Origin of the sequence: Streptomyces sp. NBC_01232, from assembly GCF_035989885.1 — a bacterium.
Classification (GTDB): Bacteria; Actinomycetota; Actinomycetes; order Streptomycetales; family Streptomycetaceae; genus Streptomyces.
The window spans coordinates 7,831,416-7,848,827 of record NZ_CP108518.1; the positions used below are offsets into that span (position 1 = coordinate 7,831,416).

Genomic DNA, 17,412 nt, shown 5'->3' on the forward strand with positions numbered 1-17,412 from the left:
TAGGGTCGATCCTCCCCGACCGCTCCGGGACGACGCGGGCCGTGCGCTCCCGGTGCGCGGCCGGTCGCTCCTGGTCAACGGCCCGGAGCCTCGGGGGCGTCTTGCCGATCACGCAGGGCTCGCCCGATCGCAGGACACCCCCGAGGGCTCAGGAGGCCTTCCCCGCCCTGACCCACCCGTCGCCGCCGAGGGGGAACACGTAGCCGGGCCGCCCGTTGTGACCGCTGGTGCGGAAGGGCTTGCCGTTGTGGTCGATCCGGAGGGTGCCGCGCCGGGATCCGCTGGACCAGGACAGTTCCAGGTACCAGCTCACGTCGTACGCGGAGGTGTCCGCCCTGATGTGGAGCACTTCCGGTTCGGACTCGCTCACCGTGTACGGGAAGCCCCGCTGGTCCGCCTCGGGCACGACGGCCGGGCGCGCGGCGTCGAGGGCCACGGTGAAGGAGCGGGTCGGGACGTCGGCCCCGCAGCCGACCCCCGGGTAGCCCATGGCGTAGTCGTTCCAGGCGAGGGGCGCGCGCCTGCCGACCGTGCGGACGGTCAGGCCGTCCAGGACCACCGTCTCCCTGCCGGCGCCCTGCACGGTGACGGTGACGTACTGCTCGCCCGCGGACACGGCTCCGGCCGCCGCCACCCATGCGGGTGCGTCACGTTCCACGGGCGGCGGTCCGACCTGGGCCGGAGGCTTCTCGATCAGGTAGTGCTGGGCGCAGGGCGTCTCCCAGCTGTACGGCTGGGTGGTCACCTTCACCGGCGTGCCGGAAGCGCTCCCGGGGTCGGGGGCGGAGCCGGGGGCGGCGGGTGCGGAGCCGGGGGGCGAGGCCGCGGGGTGAGTCCCGGCCGGGCCGTCCTCCGGGGTGCCCGCAGGGTTCCCGGACGGCGATGCGGGGGCCGCAGCCGGGCCGCCCGTACGCTGCTCCGCTCCGCCCGGAGCGAGGGTCGCGGAGCCGACGGGGCTGTCGCGGACGTCGGCGCTCCGGGTCAGGAGGTCCGTGGAGAGGGCGAGAACCCCGGCGACGGCGGCGACGGCGACCATGGCGGTTCCGGCGAGGACGGCCCTGCGCGGGCGGCGCCGCCCCGTCGGCGCGGTCTCGCCGGAGGTCTCGGTCGTGCCGACGGTCGCGGTCGTGTCGGTCTCGCCGGTGATGTCGGTCGTGCCGGCGGCGTAGGCGGTGTCGGCAGGAAGGGCTTCGGCGGGTACCTGCTCGGCCGCCTGCTCGGACTCCTCCGCCGCCGGAGGCGTGGGCTCCGCCTCCGCCTCAGTTCGCGCTTCCGCTTCGGCCTCCGCCCGCGTCCCGGCCGTGGCCGGCCCGGCCCCGTCCCGGGCGGTCGCAGCGGCTCTCTCCGCGCTGCCCGTATCGCCGCTCCTGCGGCTGCGGTTGGTGTCCGCCAGCACCCAACTCCTGTGCAGGGCGACGAGTTCCTCGGGCGTGGCCCTGCAGAGGCGCGCGAGACGTTCGACCGGTGCGTAGTCCGTCGGGACCACGGCGCCGCTGCAGTACCGGTGCAGGGTCGACGTACTCATGTGGAGCCGCTTGGCGAGTGTTCCGTAGCTGTGGCCGGACCGGTCCTTCAACTCCCGCAGCAGTCCGGCGAACTCGGACTCGGCCGTGTCCTCGGGCACTGTTCCTCCCACCCGGTGTCCCGTTCCGCATCCCAGGAACAGGTTGTTTCAGCAGCTCAGAGCCTGTCTCGGCATTCCAGCGTCCCTGACCGCCGAGCAGATGTGGCGGCCGGGACGGATCTCGGCACAGGCTGAGGTCATCCAAGCACACCGCTCCCGGCGCCCGGTTCCCACCGGTGGGTCCCCGCGGTCGTGCCCTATGAGAGGCCGTCAGTCATGCACGCGTTCCACCTCCTCCCCACCTCCTCCTCCCGGCGCCATGCGGCTGCCGCCGCTGCCGCCCTCGTCGTCCTCGCCCTCACGGCGTGCGAGGACGGCGGGGGATTCAAGGACGGGGGAGCAGCAGCCACCTCGGGCGCCGCCACGGCCGCCCCTTCGGGCACCCCGGACCCGGGCTCCGCGACGCCTCCCGCCGGGACCACGGCGAAGGCCACCGCCACTCCCACCGGTGGTGCGAAGGGCTCGCCGGACGCGTCGGGTGCCGGGAGCCACGTCCTGTGCAACGGCTCCAACACCGGCGTCACCGTCCAGCCGGTCTCCCGCCCGCTCAACCACATGCTGATCACGGTGAGGAACACCGGCTCGAAGACCTGCGACCTGACGTACTACCCGCTGCTCCGCTTCGACGAGATGCAGTGGGCGCCCGCGGCCCGGGAGGAGACCCGGCCCCAGGCGGTGGTGTCCCTCGCACCCGGCGAGTCGGGTTACGCCGGAGCGCTGCTCTCCGCGGCCGACGGAAGCGGCGAGGGCGGGACGACCGGACACCGGCTCACGATCGCCTTCCAGGGCCGGACGCCCAGGAGCGACGGCGGTGCGTCCGCCACCCCGTCACTCCCGGCGGCCGGTGTCCCCTACGACAGCTCGCTGACGGTCACGTACTGGCAGCGGAACGCCGCGGACGCGCTCGGCTCATGAGCCGGTCTCCACGATGCGGCCGTCGCGCAGTTCCACGACCCGGTCGGCGAGCTCGATCAGGTTGGGGTCGTGGGTGGCGACCAGGATGGTCACCGCCTCGCTGCGCACCACCGCGCGCAGCAGTTCCATGACCGACCGGCCGGTCTCGGAGTCGAGCTGGCCCGTGGGCTCGTCCGCGATGATCAGGTCGGGGTCGTTGGCCAGGGCGCGGGCCACCGCGACGCGCTGCTGCTGGCCGCCGGAGAGCTCGCCGGGGCGCTGCTCGGCGTGGTCCGCGAGACCGACCAGGGCGAGCAGGGTCCGGGCGCGCTCCTCGCGGACCTTGGCGGGGACGCGGCGCAGCCGCATCGGGACGCCCACGTTCTCGGCGGCGGTGAGGACGGGTATCAGTCCGAACGACTGGAAGACGAAGCCGATGCGGTCGCGGCGCAGGGCGAGCAGGCCCGGCTCGTCGAGGGCCGCGAGGTCGGTGCCGTCGAGGGTGATCCGGCCGCCGGTCGGGGTGTCGAGGCCGCCCACGAGGTTCAGCAGGGTGGTCTTCCCGGAGCCCGACCGGCCCCGGAGGGCGGTGAGTTCGCCGCGGCGGACCTCGAAGGACACGCCGCGCAGGGCGTGGACGGCCTGCGGTCCGCTGCCGAAGCTGTGGTGCACGTCCTCGACCACGACGATCGGTGAGCCGTCGCCCTCCCGCGCCGCCGTCGCGACCGTCGCCGGTGCCTGCTGATCCCTCATCGCGTCTGTTCCCCCGTCGTGTTGTCCCCGTGGGGCGTCCCGCCCCACGGTCCGCACACGCTGCCGCTGCAGCTTTCTGATCGCATTTGCGCATCCGCCACACCAATCACGCAAGCCCCTTCCCCCTATCGCCCGTATCTGGCAGCATCGTCCGCTATCCGGTACCGAGGGTCCGGACAGGGGGAGGAATTCAACACGTGCTCGGCTTCGTCGTGCGCCGACTGCGCGGGCGGTGGCCGCTCGCCGTCGCCGTGCTGCTCACCGTACTGATCACCGCGACCACTCTGACCGCCTTGACGGCCTTCACCCGTGGCGTGGGCGAGGAAGGGCTCCGACGGGCCCTGACCGGCGCCGAACAGCCCCGGACCACCGTCGTCGTCACCAGCGGCCGTCCCGTCTCCTCCCGCGGCCAGGACGACGAGTCCGTACGGGCCTTCGCGGACCAGGTGTTCGGCCGGCTCCCGGTGGCCTCCGAGAGCGTGGCCCGCAGCCGCTCGTACGGACTCCCCGGCGTCGCCACCTCGGGCCGCGACGCCGACCTGACGCTGCTCGCCGCCCTCGGCAAGGACCACGTGCGCCTGCTCGCCGGCCAGTGGCCCGCTCCGGTGGCCGCACCCGCCGCCGGCGCGCCGGCCGCGCCCACCCAGGTGGCGGTGCCGCGCGCGGCGCTCGCCCGGCTCGGCCTGACCGAGTCCGCGCTGCCCGCACCGGTCCGGCTGGAGGACCGGTTCGGCGGACCACCGCTGACCGTGCAGATCACCGGCGTGTACCGGGCCGCCGACCCGGACGCCGCGTACTGGCGGCTCGACCCGCTCGGCGGCCGGGAGGTGCAGGCCGACTCCTTCGCCGTCTACGGCCCGCTCCTGGTGGACGACAGCGCCTTCACCACGGGCGGCGTGCTGCAGAACCACCGCCTCACACTGCTGACCCCCGACCTGCGCACGATCACCGCCGCCGAGGCCGAGGCCGTCCGGACCGCGACCGAACCCGCGAGCGTCTCCCTCGAAGGCGCCGCCTCGCTCCGGACCGCCACCGAACTGCCCAAAATCCTGGGCGAGCTGAGCGCCGGCACCGTCGTCGCCCGGTCCACCCTGCTGATGGGCGCCCTCCAGCTGGCCGTCCTGTCGACCGCCGCGCTGCTGCTCGTCGCCCACATCCTGACCGTCCGCCAGGAACCGGAACGGGTCCTGCTCACCGCCCGCGGCGCCTCGCGCCGACGCCTCGGTGCGCTGACCGCCGCCGAGTCACTGCTGCTCGCCCTGCCCGCGGCCGTCCTGGCACCCCTGCTCACCCCGCCCCTGCTGCGCCTGTTCGGCCGGTTCGGACCGCTCGGCCGCGTCCACCTGGACATCCCGGACACCTGGCTGGTCTGGCCGGTCGCCACCGGCTGCGCCCTGGCCTGCGTCCTGCTGACGACCCTGCCCTCCGTCCTGCGCGGAGCCTCGGCCGCAGTCCTGCGCCGCGCGGGCAGCAGGCAGGCCCTGGTGACGGGCGCCGCCCGCTCCGGCGTGGACCTGGCCGTCCTGGTCCTCGCCGTCCTCGGCTACCAGCAGCTGTCGCAGTACGGCAGTACGGACGCCCCCGCACCCGGCGCCTCGGCCGGCGGCGGGCTCGGCATCGACCCGGTCCTGGTCGCCGCACCCGCCCTGGCGCTGTGCGGCGGCACCCTGCTGGTCCTGCGGCTGCTGCCGTTCGCGGCGCGGGCCGGCGGCCGGCTGGCGGCCCGCGGCAAGAGCCTGGCCCCGGCGCTGTTCGGCTGGCAGCTCGCCCGACGGCCCGGCCGGGCCACCGGACCCGTACTGCTCCTCGTACTCGCCGTCTCCGGCGGGATCCTGGCCCTCGGCCAGCACACCGCGTGGTCCGCCTCCCAGCGCGACCAGGCCGACTTCGCGAGCGCGGGCGGCCTGCGGATCTCCGGGAGCAGCATGTCCCCGATGGGACAGGGCGGACGCTACGCGGCACTGCCCGGCGGGGACCGCCTGACCCCGGTGGTCCGCCGTGAGCAGAAGCTGCCGGACGCGAGCCTCGCCGACGTCGTCGCACTGGACGCCGCCAAGGTCGGCGAACAGGTGCCGCTGCGCGCGGACCTGCGCGGCGGGCGCACGATGCAGGAGCTCTTCGCACCGCTCGCGGAGCCGCTCGCCGCGGGCGCGGACCCCGCCCCCGCGAGCCCCGGCATCGCCCTGCCCGGCTCCCCCCGCAGGATCGACCTCGACGTGTCGGTACGGGCCTCCGGTACGAGCTGGGCCGCCGTGAGCCTGCTGCTGCGCGACCGGTTCGGAGCCACCTACGGGACGGCCTCCGTCACGCTGCCCGCCGAAGGCAACGCCACCCTCCCCTTCCTTCTGGACGCGCTGACCGGCGCCCCCGTCGGATCGGCGGCCACCCCGCTGACGCTGGCGGGGATACGCCTCTCGTACGCGGGGGACGGCGACCACCCGGGCGACGGCAGTGCCCTCACCCTGCGCCGGATCGCCGTCTCCGACACCGCGGACGGCCCCGCCGGGAGCGTCACCGTGCCCGCCGGCAGCTGGCAGACGTCCCCCCTGCCGGGCCCCGGATCCCCGCGGGCCCCCGAGCCGTCCCCCGTCCCGGCCGGCTCCACGGACCTGCTGCAGCTGCGCTACTGGGGAGGCTTCGGCACCCTGCAGGGCGTCACCACCGTCCTGTTCCCGGCGCCCCCCGCGCCGCCCGGCGCCGCGGTCCCGGCCGTCGCCACCACCCGCTACCTGCGCTCCCTGGGCGCCAAGGTGGGCGATACGGTCCCCATCACCGTGGACGGCGCGAACGTCCCGATGCGGATCACCGCCGCCGTGGAGTCCCTCCCCGTGGCCGGACGCTCGGCGATCGCCGTCGACCTGCACGTGCTCGGCCGGTTCCTCCTGGAGTCCTCCGGCCGGCAGCCCGCCTCGCCCACCGAGTGGTGGCTGCCCGCCACCTGGGCGGCCGACCCGGTACCGGCCCGCGCGGCGGCCCAGCTGCGCGACGGCGCCCGGATCGAGCGCGTCCAGCTGCGCGAGGAGATCACCGAACGGCTGCTGGACGACCCGCTGAGCGCCGGCCCGCAGAGCGCGCTGGCCGCCCTCGCCGCCGCGTGCGCGGTCCTTGCGGCCATCGGCTTCGCCACCTCCACCGCCGCCGAACGGCGCGTACGCGGCAGGGAGTTCTCGGTCCTGCTCGCGCTCGGCACGCCGCGCCGCTCGCTGGCCCTGGCGTCCGCCGCCGAGGGCGGCGTACTGATCGCCATCGGGACCGCGGTCGGCACCGGCCTGGGCATCGCCCTCGTCCACCTGATGGCGCCCCTCGTCGTACTGACACCCGCCGCCGGCCGGCCCTTCCCACCCGTACAGGTGGACATGCCGTTCTGGCAGACCCTGCTGACGGTCGCCGCCATCGCCGCCGTCCCCCTTCTGTCGGCCGCGCTCAGCGGCCCCCGGGGCCGCGACATCGCCGCCCGGCTGCGCCCCGTGGAGGAGATGTGACCACCCCGCCGCCGTCCGCCACCCCGCCGTCCGCCACGCCACCGCCGTCCACCGCCCCGAGGCCCGCGCCCTGGGTCAGGACCCGGCTGCGGGCGGCTCCGCTCGGCACCGTACTCGGCGCAGCACTGGCCTTCGTGGCCGTCCTGCTGGCCGCCGCACTGCCGCGCGCCCAGGACAGGGGCGCCGACCAGGCCCTGCGCTCCTTCCTGGAGCAGCGCGGAGTCGCCAACACCAGCCTGCAGGTGACCGCGCCCTCCCCGGACAGCGGGCAGAGCGCCCAGGCCCTGGATGCCACGCTGGAGAAACTGCTCGCCCCCACCGGCACCGGATCCACCTTCCGCGTGGACCCGGAGGCGACGGTCCACGGCACGCGCACCACCAAACGGCAGCCCCTGCAGAATCCGGAACTCCCCCGCCCCTCCGGCCTTCCGCCCGCGATGAACCTCCTGCACGTCCGCCAGGCGGAGGCCCACGTGAAGCTGGCCGAGGGGCGCTGGCCCGCCGGCACACCCGCGGCCCCTCCCCGGGGCGGCACCGGGGGCACGGCCCCCCTGCAGGTCGTCCTCTCGCAGAAGGCCGCGGCGACCCTCGGCGCCCGCGTCGGATCCGTCCTGCAGAGCGCCCCCCGCGTCGACGGCACACCCTCCGTCGAGGTCGTCGGCCTGTACGCCGTCCTCGACGAGACGGACGACTTCTGGACGGACAACCTGGGATGCCTCGCCCGCGCCTGCGCGCACTACAGCGGGGAGAACCTCTCCTGGCACGTCGACGCCCTGGTCGGCACCGGGGACCTCGACCGGATGGCCGACTGGAGCCGCGCCGCCGAGGACTTCTGGCGGCTGCCCGTCGACGTCGGCCGCCTGCGCGCCGACCGGCTCGACGCCACGAGGAAGGAGATCGCCTCGTACGTGGCCGGGCCGACCGCCGCCACCCTCGCCCGGGAGACCGGCCGCACCCGGCTGCACACCACCTCGTGGCTGCCCGAGCTGTTCGAACAGGCCCGCGCCCGTACCCAGGCCGCTGCCCCGCTCGCCGCCATCGGCCCCGCCGGGGTCGCAGGCGTTGCCTTCGTCGTGCTGTGCCTGGCCGGCGCACTCGCGGCCGACCGCCGCGACGCCGAACTGCGCCTGCTGCTCGCGCGCGGCGGCTCGCGCGCCGCCATCGTCGGCCGGCTCCTCGGCGAGGGCGCCGTCACCGTGCTCCCGGCGGCCGCGGCCGCCACCGCGCTCGCCGTCCTGCTGCTGCCCACCCCCAGGCTCGTGCCCGCACTGCTCTCGGCCGCGGCCGTCGCCCTGGTCGCACTGCTGGCCTTCCCCGTACGGGCGGGCGTACTGCTGACCCCGGCCCGCCCGGCCGGGCGGTGGCGCAGGCCCGTGGCCGAACTGCTCGTCCTCATCGCCACCGCCGCCGCCGTCCTGGCGGTGCGCCGCCGCGGGGTCGCCCCGCCCGGCAGCGACGTCGACCCGCTGCTGATCGCCGCCCCGCTGCTGCTGGCCCTGTGCGGAGGGCTGCTGCTGGCCCGGATCCAGCCGGTCGTCACCGGCTGGCTCGCCCGGGCGGCCGGCCGTGGCTCCGGACTCGTCGGCTTCCTCGGACTCGTGCGCGCCGCCCGCGGCGCGGCGGCGACCGGCACCGGTGCCCGCGGCCGCAGCGGCCCCTCCGTCCTGCCGATGGTCGCGGTGCTCCTCGCCATCACCACCGGCGGCTTCGGCGCCGCCGTCCTGCAGTCGGTGGACTCCTCCCGGCTGGGAGTGGCCCGGCTGACCGTCGGGGGCGACGCGGCGATCTCCGCGAGCGGGAAGTCCCCGCTCCCCGAGGGCCTCGCGAAGGCCGCCGGCGAGCTGCCGGGCGTGCGGACGTCCGTACCGGTGTGGGTCGACCACGACTCCTCCGTACTGGGCACCCCCCAGCGCTCCGGCCAGGTCACCGTGATCGTCGCCGAACCGGCCGCGTACGCCGAGCTGTCCCGCGTCATCGGCTGCGGCGCCTTCGACCCCGCCCTGCTGGCCACCAAGAACGGGCAGTCCGCCGACGTCCCGGTGCCCGCACTGTTCAGCGCGGGCCTGGCCGGACGGGACGCGCGGGGCGGTACCTACCGGGTGCTGCCGGGCGAGGGCGGAGAGCTGCAGGTCCGGGTCGCGGGCGTGATCGACTGCACCCCGGCCCATCCGGCCCGGGACGCCGCGACCGTCATCCTGCCGGCCGGTGCCGCGAAGGCCCTCACGGGCGTCGCCGACCACCCGAACCGCTGGTTCGGCCTCGGTTCCGTCGACGGTGACCGGCTGCGCGCGCTGGTCCGCTCCAAGCTCCCGGCGGCGTCCGCGACTCCCGGCCCGGCCCCGGCCCCCATCCCGGGTTCCGGTTCCGCCGAGGGCCCGGCCCCGGTCGACGAGGTGTACCCCGTGAGCACCAGTGCCGAAGCCGTCGACGGGCTCGGCGCCGATCCCTTGCAGCGCTCGGCGCAGCGCCTGTTCTGGGCCTCCGTGGCCGGAGCGGCGGGCTTCGCGCTGCTGGCCGTACTGCTGACGCTGATGCGGACCGTCCCCGAACGCGCGGCCCTGCTGGCCCGGCTGCGCACCATGGGGCTGCGCCGCAGGCAGGGCGTCGCGCTGATCCTGGCCGAGACCCTGCCGCAGACCCTGGCCGCGACGCTGGGCGGGGCCCTGGTGGCGGCAGCCGCCGTGGCCCTGCTGGGCCCGGCGATGGACCTGTCCACGCTGGTCGGCGCGCGCGTGCCGAACGGAGTACGGCTCACGGCGGGGCCCGTACTGACCCAGGCCCTGGGCCTGGCCGCCCTGGTCGCCGTCGCCGTAATCGTCGAGGCGGCGACATCCGGGCGACGGCAGATCACCACCGAGTTGAGAGCGGGAGACCAGCGTTGAACACCGACCAGCCGACGTACGAGGAGCTCCGCCGCCGGGCGACGGCCGCCGCGGAGCCCCGCACCCCGGCGGCCGACGCCGCGATCGCCTGCGACCGCCTCGTCCGGATCTTCAGCCAGGACGGCATCGAGGTACAGGCCCTGCAGGGGCTGGAGCTGACGGTCGACCAGGGAGACCTGATGGCCCTGGTCGGCGCCTCCGGCAGCGGCAAGTCCACCCTCCTGAACATCCTGGCGGGCCTGGACGTCCCGACGGCGGGCAGCGCGGCGGTCGCCGGCTACGACCTGCTGGAACTGTCCGCCCGGGACCGGCTGCGCTACCGCCGCGAAGCGGTCGGATTCGTCTTCCAGCAGACCGCCCGCAACCTCCTGCCGTTTCTGACGGCCGCCCAGAACGTCGCCCTGCCCATGCAGTTGAAGGGCGGCGGCTCCCGCCGTGGCTCCGGCGCCCGCCGCGCCGCCCGCGTCGGGGAGATCCTGGACGCCCTCGGGATCGGCGACCTGGGGCACCGCCGCCCGGCGGAACTGTCCGGCGGCCAGCAGCAGCGCGTCGCGATAGCCGTCGCGATGGCCAACGACCCCAAGGTGCTGCTCGCCGACGAACCCACGGGCGAGCTGGACTCGGAGACGGCCGCGGCGGTCTTCGAGACGTTCCGCACCGTGAACAAGGAACTCGGCGTGACGGTGGTCATCGTGACGCACGACCCCATGGTGGCGGGCGAGGTCCGCCGCACGGTCGCGATCCGCGACGGCCGCACCAGCAGCGAGGTCCTGCGCCGCCTGGTCACCGACGAGCACGGCGAGGAATCGATCAGCGAACGGGAGTACGTCGTCCTCGACCGCTCCGGCCGGGTCCAGCTCCCACCGAAGTTCCTGGAGGCCCTGGGCATGGAACACCGCGTGGCGGTCGACCTGGCCCCGGACCACATCGAACTGCGCCCGGACCGCAGCTAGGCTCTGTCTCCTGGGTCAGCGTCCTGGCCGGATGAGTCGCCGTTGGCCGCGCTGCGCGCCGCCGGCATGCTGGATCGGATCGCCGCCCGGGCCGGCCGGAAGGCCGTCGGCGTGCTGTGGACGGCCCGCCCCTGCTCGTGCGGGTTCCAGCCGGGGTCGATGGCGGCGACTTCAGCTCGGCCGCGCGCCTGCCGGTCCTGGTCTCAGCCCGGTAGGTGCGCCGTCGATCCGACAGCCACCGCCGCCCGGGCGGGAACGTCCCCTCGGCTCTACGTGCTGGTGCGGCACGTCGAGGTGGTGCACCCGGTGGCCCGGCCGATGTGCGGGGGGTGGCCGGGCCGGCCGGCGGGGGTGCGGCGCACATCCTGCCGAGACCGGATCAGGGTGTCGCCCGGCGCAAGGACAGGGCGAAGGCGCAGCTGGTGACAGTGAGGACGACGATCGGCGGCATGGGCAGGAGCAGGACGGAAAGCGCCAGGCCCACCAGTGAGGCGACGAGCGGGATCCATCCGAAGGGGGTGCGCCGTTCGATCAGTGCCGGGGCGTGCCGGACGGCGGTGAGGGCGAGGAGCCCGCACACGATGACGAACAGAGCCATGACGAGGCTCATGCCCTGGACGATGTCGAGGGTGCTGCGCTCCAGACCGAGGAGGGTCGTCCTCGACTCCCGCATGGCTGCCGAGGAGGCTTGCTGCTCGGGGGTGGGGTCGGCCAGCGCCGTCGCGGCTGCAAGAGCGAGGTGTCCCGTGCCCAGCAGGAGGAAGCCGCCGGCCCCGACTCTGAAGGGTCGCAGCGGCTTGGGCCGGGGCTTGCGCTCGAGGACGGGTGTGACGGTCACGCTCACCGTGGCTCCTTGAAGTCGAACGAGGCCGCCCTCTACAGAAGTAGAGGGTGTGCGCCGCACTCTACACATGTAGAGGCCTGGTTGTGGGGGCGGCTGCAGCTCGCACACCGGATGCAGGTCGTCTTCCTGCACCGAAGCCGGACTGGTAACGGGACCTTCGCAGCGACCTTCGCGCCCGTTGATGGTGGTGGATGGCGGATCGACAGTGCCTTGGTCGAGCGCGACGTCGAACGCTATCGAGGAACGAACGATGCCCATGACTGCGTCATGCTTGAGTTGGTGATCAGCGCCATCGTGCTCGGTGAGCCGGCGACAGACCTCCGTTCGAAGCTGGTCGAGTTGAAGCGTCGGGAGTCGGGTTCCGATGCTCCGGCCGGCGTGACCCAGCACAGCGCCCTGGGGCCGCGCTCGGACTCCCAGCCGGTCACTCTGGGACCGCTGAAGAGACGTCGGACGCAGATCAGGCTGCAGGCGATCGGCTTCGCTGCTTGATCGCCCGTCAGCCCTGCCTGCGCACGCAGCCGAGTGAGTTCAGCCCCGAGCCGACCACGTGAGACCGCTCGAAGGCGGTGCTGCCTCCTTCGGGGTCGTGCTCGTCGTCGACCGCGACCATGCGACAGCCGCGCCGATCCCGTCGAAGTCGCGGCTCAGCGCGGCCGCCCGCGCGAGGCGCCCTCGCCCCCGGGCCTGTCACAGGCGGCCAGTAGCCTCTCGCCATGCAGACAGCACTGATGATCTACGACGGCTCCGCACCGGCCGATTCCGACGTCGCGCGTACCGGGGGCGTGCCGCTGGCTCCTGCCGGATTCGCCTGGCCCCTGTGCGGCTGCGGGGGACCGCTTCAGTTCTTCGCCCATCTCCCCGTCGAAGACGGTGTCCTGTCGGTGTTCCTGTGCCAGAACGACCCCGGGGCGTGTGAGTTCTGGGACGCGAGCTCCAGCGCGAACAGGGTCTATCTGTTTCCCCGGGAGGAACTGCGGCCGGTAGCCGTACCCGAAGCGGGACTGACGCTGCTGCCCGCCACCTCCGCCATCCGCACCCACGTCGTGACGATCGACCCCGAAGATGCCTGCGACGAGGAAGGGATCGAGCCTGACGCCTACGACCTTGCCCGCTCGGGATGGAAGCGGGAACCCGAAGAACGATTCGGGAAGCAGCGCGAAGTGCTCGGGTCAATCGGGGGCAGCCCCTCCTACCTCGAGGACGACCGCCTGCCCGTATGCCCCGCCTGCACCGGCACCATGGAGTTCGCGGCACACCTGGAGGAGGGGACAACCCGGGAGACCGCGATGAATCTCGGCGGTCAGCTGGGCTACGTCTTCGTCTGCCGCCCTTGTCGTGAGGGAGCCTTCCTCACGGACTGAGGGCCACCTGCGAGGAGTACGTCGACGTCAAGAGACTCGGCCGGATCCCCGACGGAGGCGGCCACAACCCCCACCGGCATCAGTGGCCAGACATCCGCCGGCCGCGTCACCAACCTGTCCGGACAGCACACCTAGAAGGGATCGGCGGCCTGCAGGAGCGCCTGCGGCAGGTACGCGGATTCGACGCGGATGTCCCAGCCGCGGCGACGGGCGTGGCAGGCGAGTGCGAGGACGTCGAGGTTGACGGAAGCGGCCGGTTCGTCGGAGCGGTCGGCGACCTCGTAGTACGCGCGGTGGGCTTCGAGCGCGTCGGCCAGGGCGAGGTTGAAGCTCTCCTCGTCGCCCTCAACGAGCTGCGAGAGCAGCACGGTCGGCGGTATCGCGAAGCCCCAGTCCTTGGCCTGCTCGGTCTGCTCCAGCGCCCGCTGCGCGGCCGGTCCGGCATCGACGCCCTTCAGATAGGCGTGCAGGGCTTCGCAGTACCCGTTGACGGCGGAGCCGTCCGGGCGGGCGAAGGCGGGGCCGGTGAGGACCAGCGGGGCGAGGTCCTCGCGTGCGCCGGTGATCAGGGCGAAGGCGGTGGCCCGCTGCCAGTTCGCCGCGCCGGCCGCCTCACCGCGCCCGGCCGGGTAACGCAGCGTCCGGCCGCCGACGCTCACCTCGGCCTCGGTGCCCGGCTCCGCCAGCGCGATGCGGAACAGGGCCGCCCCCGCGCCGGAGGCCAGCCGAAGGGTGGCGAGCTGGGCATCCGCGATGTCGCCGGGGTTTCCGGCCCGCCACTTGAAGAGGCGCTCCTGATCGGCCATGACGTCGGCGAGACACCCGACGGCAAGGGGCTTTCCGTCGGCGGGGGTGAACGCCTCTCGCACGTGTTCCTCGTACATGGCCTCGACCCGCCGCAACCCGTCACGCTCACGCTCACAGGCGGGCCGCTCCACCACCAGCGGGCCCGCGGCGAGGGCGGCGACCGCGTCCGGCCGGCGGTTCCGGCCGAAGCCGGCGACCCGCGGCCCCCGGGTCTCGAAGCCGGTGATCAGCGCGTGCGGGAGGTAGTCCGTGCGGACGGCCGGCGCCCAGCCCAGGGTCCGGTACGCGAGCGCCGCCAGGGCGATGGGGACGAGCGGGAGAAGGCTGCTCGTGGAGGCCGCCGGGCCCTGCCGGGCGGCGTGCCCGGCCAGGAGATCGGCCAGTCCGGCGCCGAAGGCCTGCCGGTCCTCGGCAGCCAGCGCGCGCAGCGTCCGCAGCGCCAGGCTGTTCGGCCGGTCCAGGAGGGGCTCGCCCGTCTCAGCGGCGTGGGTACGGATGCGATCCAGGGCCGCGTCGACGGCGGCGATCTTGGCCTGCGCGCTCGGCGGGTACTCCTCGTCATCGCCGGTGTAGTCCAGGACCACGGCCGTCAGTCCTGTGGCGAGCTCGCCCGTGGGCGTTCCCTTCTCCTGCGCGGCGAACTTCTCCCGGGCGAAGTGGAAGGCCTCGCCGTGCCACTGCGCCTTGCCCCTGAGGACCGCCAGGCAGAGCGCGTCGATCCAGTCCCCGGGCGTGACGCTCTCCTCGTGGTCGTCCTCACCCGGGTCGTAGCGCACGCCGAAGTTCACGTAGTCCAGGAAGACGTTGAAGCTGCAGTGCGGGTGGTAGGCCGCGTAGGCGACGGCGCCGGCCGCGGCCTCGGAGGCGTCCTTGAGGGCGGCTTTCGCCTCCGCGGTGCCGAGGCCGGGCGTCTCGACGGAGAGGGCACCCAGGTAGTCGAGGAATTCGTCGGCGATCGACTGCCACTCGTAGGCGGCCATCCGGCCGGCCCGCGACATGGACCGCACCTGGCCTCCGATACGGTTCGTGAAGTCCTCGCGCGCTGCCGACACGACGGCCCCGCTCACCTGGTGACGTTCTATTCGCACTGCCCTGCTCCTTGATCGAATCTCTGCGGACAGCCTAGGTGCGGGATCTGACAGGCCGTGTGCTGTCGGGCGGCGACACCTTTGTCACCCGGGTGACATCGCAAGCCCTGCTCCGGTGCATGGACAGCGCCGGACTGACGCTGGTCGCGTTCGCGTGGGCGGTCGCCGACGACCGCTTCGCCGTGGGGGGCTCGGGAGGTGCACGGGAACTGGCGGGGATCGATCCCGTCCTTCGCCCCTCGGGGCGCGGGCGGTCCGTCAGCCGGCTCCCGTCGTGGAGGGCCTGGTTTCCAGGACCCAGGTGTGGTGGCGGACGGTGTCGGGCGCCGCGCGGCCGGCGAGGATGTCGGACAGGAGTTCCGCGCAGGCCCGTCCGTAGCCGGCCGGGCGCAGATCGACCGCTGTGACGGGCGGCTCGGCACTGCGGTTCGCGACGCCGTCGACGCACGAGGCGACCAGCAGATCGGCGCCGACCGTGCGGCCGAGGGCGGTTGCGGCGCTCAGGGCTCCGGGGGCGGCTCCGTCGGGGGCGCAGATCACGGCGTCGATCCCCGGATCGGATGCGAGCAGCCGACGGGTGGCGGCCTCCGCGTCGGCCGCGGTCGCCGCGAACGGCACGGTGCGCAGGGCGACTTCGATGCCGTACGAGGTGCCCCAGGCGGCCGCGGTCTCGCGCAGGGCCCGGGCCCAGGCCGAGGTGCCCTCGGGGGCGAGCAGCGCGGGGCGGCGGGCGCCGCGGTCGCGCACGTGGTCGAGGAGGGCGGTCAGCGAGGCGGCGTTGTCGCAGACCACCGCGCCCGTGGGGGTGGGGGAGGGGCCGAGGTAGCGCTCCCCGGTGACGACGGGGACGCCCGCGTCGAGCAGACCCGGTACCGCGCTGTCGCCGACCTCGGGGTCGATCACGAGGAGTCCGTCGACCCGGGAGGCGAGCGGGCCGGAGGCGCCGCCGGCCGGGGCGAGCAGGACCACGTCCAGGCCGCCCTCCTGGGCGCGCTCGACGGCCCCGAAGGCCAGGTTCATGTAGTAGTCCAGCCGGGTGGCGGTCTGCGGCAGGTGCAGGCCGATGGCCCCGGTGCTGGAACGGCGCAGCCGGCGGGCGGCGCTGTTGGGGCGGTAGCCGAGCTCCTCCGCGATCTCGCGGACCCGTTCACGGGTGGCTTCGGCGACCCGGCCCGAGCCCTGGAGCGCGTCGGAGACGGTGCTCTTGGAGACGCCGGCGGCGCGGGCGACATCGAGCAGGGTCACGGCAGGTGGGGTCACGCCCCGAATTCTAGACGTTCGGTCCGGCCTTGCCGGAACGTTCCGGCAGGGTTTACATTCGTTACGCCGGAACGTTCCGGCACCACCATCGCCCTCCATCCGTCGCGCGGTGCCGCGCCGGGTGCCCCTTGACCGATCGTTTCCGCGTCCCGCATCCTGACTGAAAATTCAGTCAGATCTTCGAAAGCAGCCCGCCCGTGACCTCGTACGCGCTCCTCACCTCCTACGGATCCCCCCTCGGCTCCCCGGGCCGCACCCAGCCCGGCGAACGCGACCCGCTGCGCGTCGGCCTCGTCCAGATGCGCTGGTACGCCGACGCCGCCGAGCACGACAACCGGCTCCGCGAGGGCGTCGCCCTGGCCGCCGGGCAGGGCGCCACCGTCGTCTGCCTCCCGGAGCTCACCCGCAGCCCCTACTTCTGCAACACCGACGACCCCATGGCCGACGGCGCCGCCCGCTACCTGGAGGACGTGGAGACCGGCCCCACCGTCGCCCTCGCGGCCGAACTCGCCACCGGGCTCGGCATCACCGTCCACGCCTCCCTCTACGAGCGCGCCGAGGACGGCGGCCTCGGCTACAACACCGCCGTCTGCGTCGACTCCGACGGCAAGCTGATCGCCCGGACCCGCAAGAACCACATCCCCGCCTTCCCCGGCTACCGCGAGGACCTGTGCTTCCGCCCCGGCGACAGCGGATTCCCCGTCGTCAGCCACGAGGGAGCCCGCTTCGGCTTCCCCACCTGCTGGGACGAGTGGTTCCCGGAGCTCGCCCGCGCCTACTCCCTGGCCGGCGCCGAGATCCTCGTCCACCCCACCGCCATCGGCTCCGAGGTGGACCTCCCGGACTTCGACACCCGGCCCATGTGGGAGCACGCCATCACCGCCAACGGCCTGGCCAACGCCCTCTTCGCCATCGTGCCCAACCGCGTCGGCACCGAGGGCCGTTCCACCTTCTACGGCTCCTCCTTCATCTCCGACCCCTACGGCCGCGTCATGCTGCGCGCCCCGCGCGACCGCGAGGCCGTCCTCGTCGCCGACCTCGACCTCGACCAGCGCCGCGACTGGCTGGAGTTCGGGCTCATGCGCACCCGCCGCCCCGCGCTCTACGGAAGCCTCACCGAACGGCTCGACGTCCTCTAGAGGGGCGCCCTGCCGTCGTCGTACTCCGCCTTGCCGATGACGGCCCGCCGGATTCCGGAGCCGCCCCCTCATCGCCGCGCCGCTCGCCCGCCCCGTCTCCGCCGACGAATGGCCCCGGAGCAGGTCCGGGTTCTGGAGCAGCGGAACATCGCCAAGTGCGGCAACCCGCTGGGTCCGACCGCGGACCGGCTCTGCGCCAAATACGGCTCCTGGCGGCAGGTCACGGACGCGTCGATGCGCACCGGCTACGCCGTCGACCGCGAACTCGGCCTCGGGTACCGGCCCTGCCCGGTTTGGGGAGTGTCGCGCCGATCGCGCCGAT

The 17,412-nt window shown here is 74.3% G+C and carries 12 protein-coding genes and 2 pseudogenes; 8 read left to right on the top strand and 6 right to left on the bottom strand.

All coding sequences use genetic code 11. The features are described from left to right. Window positions 1–148: 148 nt before the first annotated feature. The gene (locus OG444_RS36000) at window positions 149–1,624 is read right to left on the bottom strand and encodes a helix-turn-helix domain-containing protein (protein ID WP_327266059.1); all 1,476 of its coding nucleotides are present in this window, start codon (window positions 1,622–1,624) and stop codon (window positions 149–151) included. Between the two features lie 216 nt (window positions 1,625–1,840). Between OG444_RS36000 and OG444_RS36005 the strand changes: the two genes are divergently transcribed. Further along, on the top strand, window positions 1,841–2,539 hold the full coding sequence (locus OG444_RS36005) for a DUF4232 domain-containing protein (RefSeq protein ID WP_327266060.1): 699 nt from the start codon (window positions 1,841–1,843) through the stop codon (window positions 2,537–2,539). On the opposite strand, the gene OG444_RS36010 is transcribed toward OG444_RS36005, so the two are convergent. Beyond that, window positions 2,534–3,271 carry an ABC transporter ATP-binding protein gene (locus OG444_RS36010; RefSeq protein ID WP_327266061.1) on the bottom strand — a complete coding sequence of 246 codons (738 nt, stop codon included), beginning with the start codon at window positions 3,269–3,271 and terminating at the stop codon, window positions 2,534–2,536. The two genes, OG444_RS36005 and OG444_RS36010, sit on opposite strands and share 6 nt — an antisense overlap. A 197-nt stretch (window positions 3,272–3,468) precedes the next feature. Here OG444_RS36010 and OG444_RS36015 point away from each other — a divergent pair, with 197 nt between their 5' ends. The 3 genes from OG444_RS36015 to OG444_RS36025 are packed head-to-tail and all read left to right on the top strand — an operon-like array spanning window position 3,469 to window position 10,588. Beyond that, a complete protein-coding gene (locus OG444_RS36015) occupies window positions 3,469–6,753 on the top strand; it encodes an ABC transporter permease (RefSeq protein WP_327266062.1) in 3,285 nt (1,094 codons plus the stop codon). Then, window positions 6,750–9,635 (top strand): hypothetical protein, encoded by a 2,886-nt coding sequence (locus OG444_RS36020; RefSeq protein ID WP_327266063.1) that lies wholly within the window; start codon window positions 6,750–6,752, stop codon window positions 9,633–9,635. The genes OG444_RS36015 and OG444_RS36020 overlap by 4 nt, the downstream gene beginning before the upstream one ends. Beyond that, a complete protein-coding gene (locus OG444_RS36025; protein ID WP_327266064.1) occupies window positions 9,632–10,588 on the top strand; it encodes an ABC transporter ATP-binding protein in 957 nt (318 codons plus the stop codon). Before OG444_RS36020 ends, OG444_RS36025 begins: the two co-directional genes overlap by 4 nt. Before the next feature lie 379 nt (window positions 10,589–10,967). Here the strand turns inward: OG444_RS36025 and OG444_RS36030 are convergent, their stop codons facing one another. Next, window positions 10,968–11,426, bottom strand: coding sequence for an LIC_13387 family protein (locus tag OG444_RS36030; protein ID WP_327266065.1), 459 nt, complete (start codon window positions 11,424–11,426; stop codon window positions 10,968–10,970). A 15-nt stretch (window positions 11,427–11,441) separates the two neighbouring features. Here OG444_RS36030 and OG444_RS36035 point away from each other — a divergent pair, with 15 nt between their 5' ends. After that, entirely contained in the window at window positions 11,442–11,924 is a 483-nt protein-coding gene (locus tag OG444_RS36035) for a hypothetical protein (RefSeq protein ID WP_327266066.1), read from the top strand. Between the two features lie 55 nt (window positions 11,925–11,979). Here OG444_RS36035 and OG444_RS36040 read toward each other — a convergent pair. Continuing rightward, a pseudogene (locus tag OG444_RS36040) lies at window positions 11,980–12,083 on the bottom strand (TraR/DksA family transcriptional regulator); the annotation flags it as partial. A 65-nt stretch (window positions 12,084–12,148) separates the two neighbouring features. Between OG444_RS36040 and OG444_RS36045 the strand changes: the two are divergent. Further along, window positions 12,149–12,796 carry a hypothetical protein gene (locus OG444_RS36045; RefSeq protein WP_327266067.1) on the top strand — a complete coding sequence of 216 codons (648 nt, stop codon included), beginning with the start codon at window positions 12,149–12,151 and terminating at the stop codon, window positions 12,794–12,796. A gap of 131 nt (window positions 12,797–12,927) precedes the next feature. On the opposite strand, the gene OG444_RS36050 is transcribed toward OG444_RS36045, so the two are convergent. Both OG444_RS36050 and OG444_RS36055 read right to left on the bottom strand, forming a co-directional pair. Beyond that, window positions 12,928–14,670 carry an immunity 49 family protein gene (locus OG444_RS36050; protein ID WP_327267036.1) on the bottom strand — a complete coding sequence of 581 codons (1,743 nt, stop codon included), beginning with the start codon at window positions 14,668–14,670 and terminating at the stop codon, window positions 12,928–12,930. A 279-nt stretch (window positions 14,671–14,949) separates the two neighbouring features. Then, entirely contained in the window at window positions 14,950–15,951 is a 1,002-nt protein-coding gene (locus OG444_RS36055) for a LacI family DNA-binding transcriptional regulator (protein ID WP_327266068.1), read from the bottom strand. Window positions 15,952–16,148: 197 nt separating this feature from the next. Between OG444_RS36055 and OG444_RS36060 the strand changes: the two genes are divergently transcribed. Continuing rightward, window positions 16,149–17,090, top strand: coding sequence for a nitrilase-related carbon-nitrogen hydrolase (locus OG444_RS36060; RefSeq protein ID WP_327266069.1), 942 nt, complete (start codon window positions 16,149–16,151; stop codon window positions 17,088–17,090). Between the two features lie 99 nt (window positions 17,091–17,189). Beyond that, window positions 17,190–17,384 (top strand): annotated as a pseudogene (locus OG444_RS36065) (hypothetical protein); the annotation flags it as partial. Window positions 17,385–17,412: the final 28 nt, after the last annotated feature.

Excerpts from the sequence above, each read along its gene's own strand:
- OG444_RS36005 (WP_327266060.1), top strand. The coding sequence starts at position 1,841 with ATGCACGCGTTCCACCTCCTCCCCACCTCCTCCTCCCGGCGCCATGCG.
- OG444_RS36010 (WP_327266061.1), bottom strand. The coding sequence starts at position 3,271 with ATGAGGGATCAGCAGGCACCGGCGACGGTCGCGACGGCGGCGCGGGAG.
- OG444_RS36045 (WP_327266067.1), top strand. The coding sequence starts at position 12,149 with ATGCAGACAGCACTGATGATCTACGACGGCTCCGCACCGGCCGATTCC.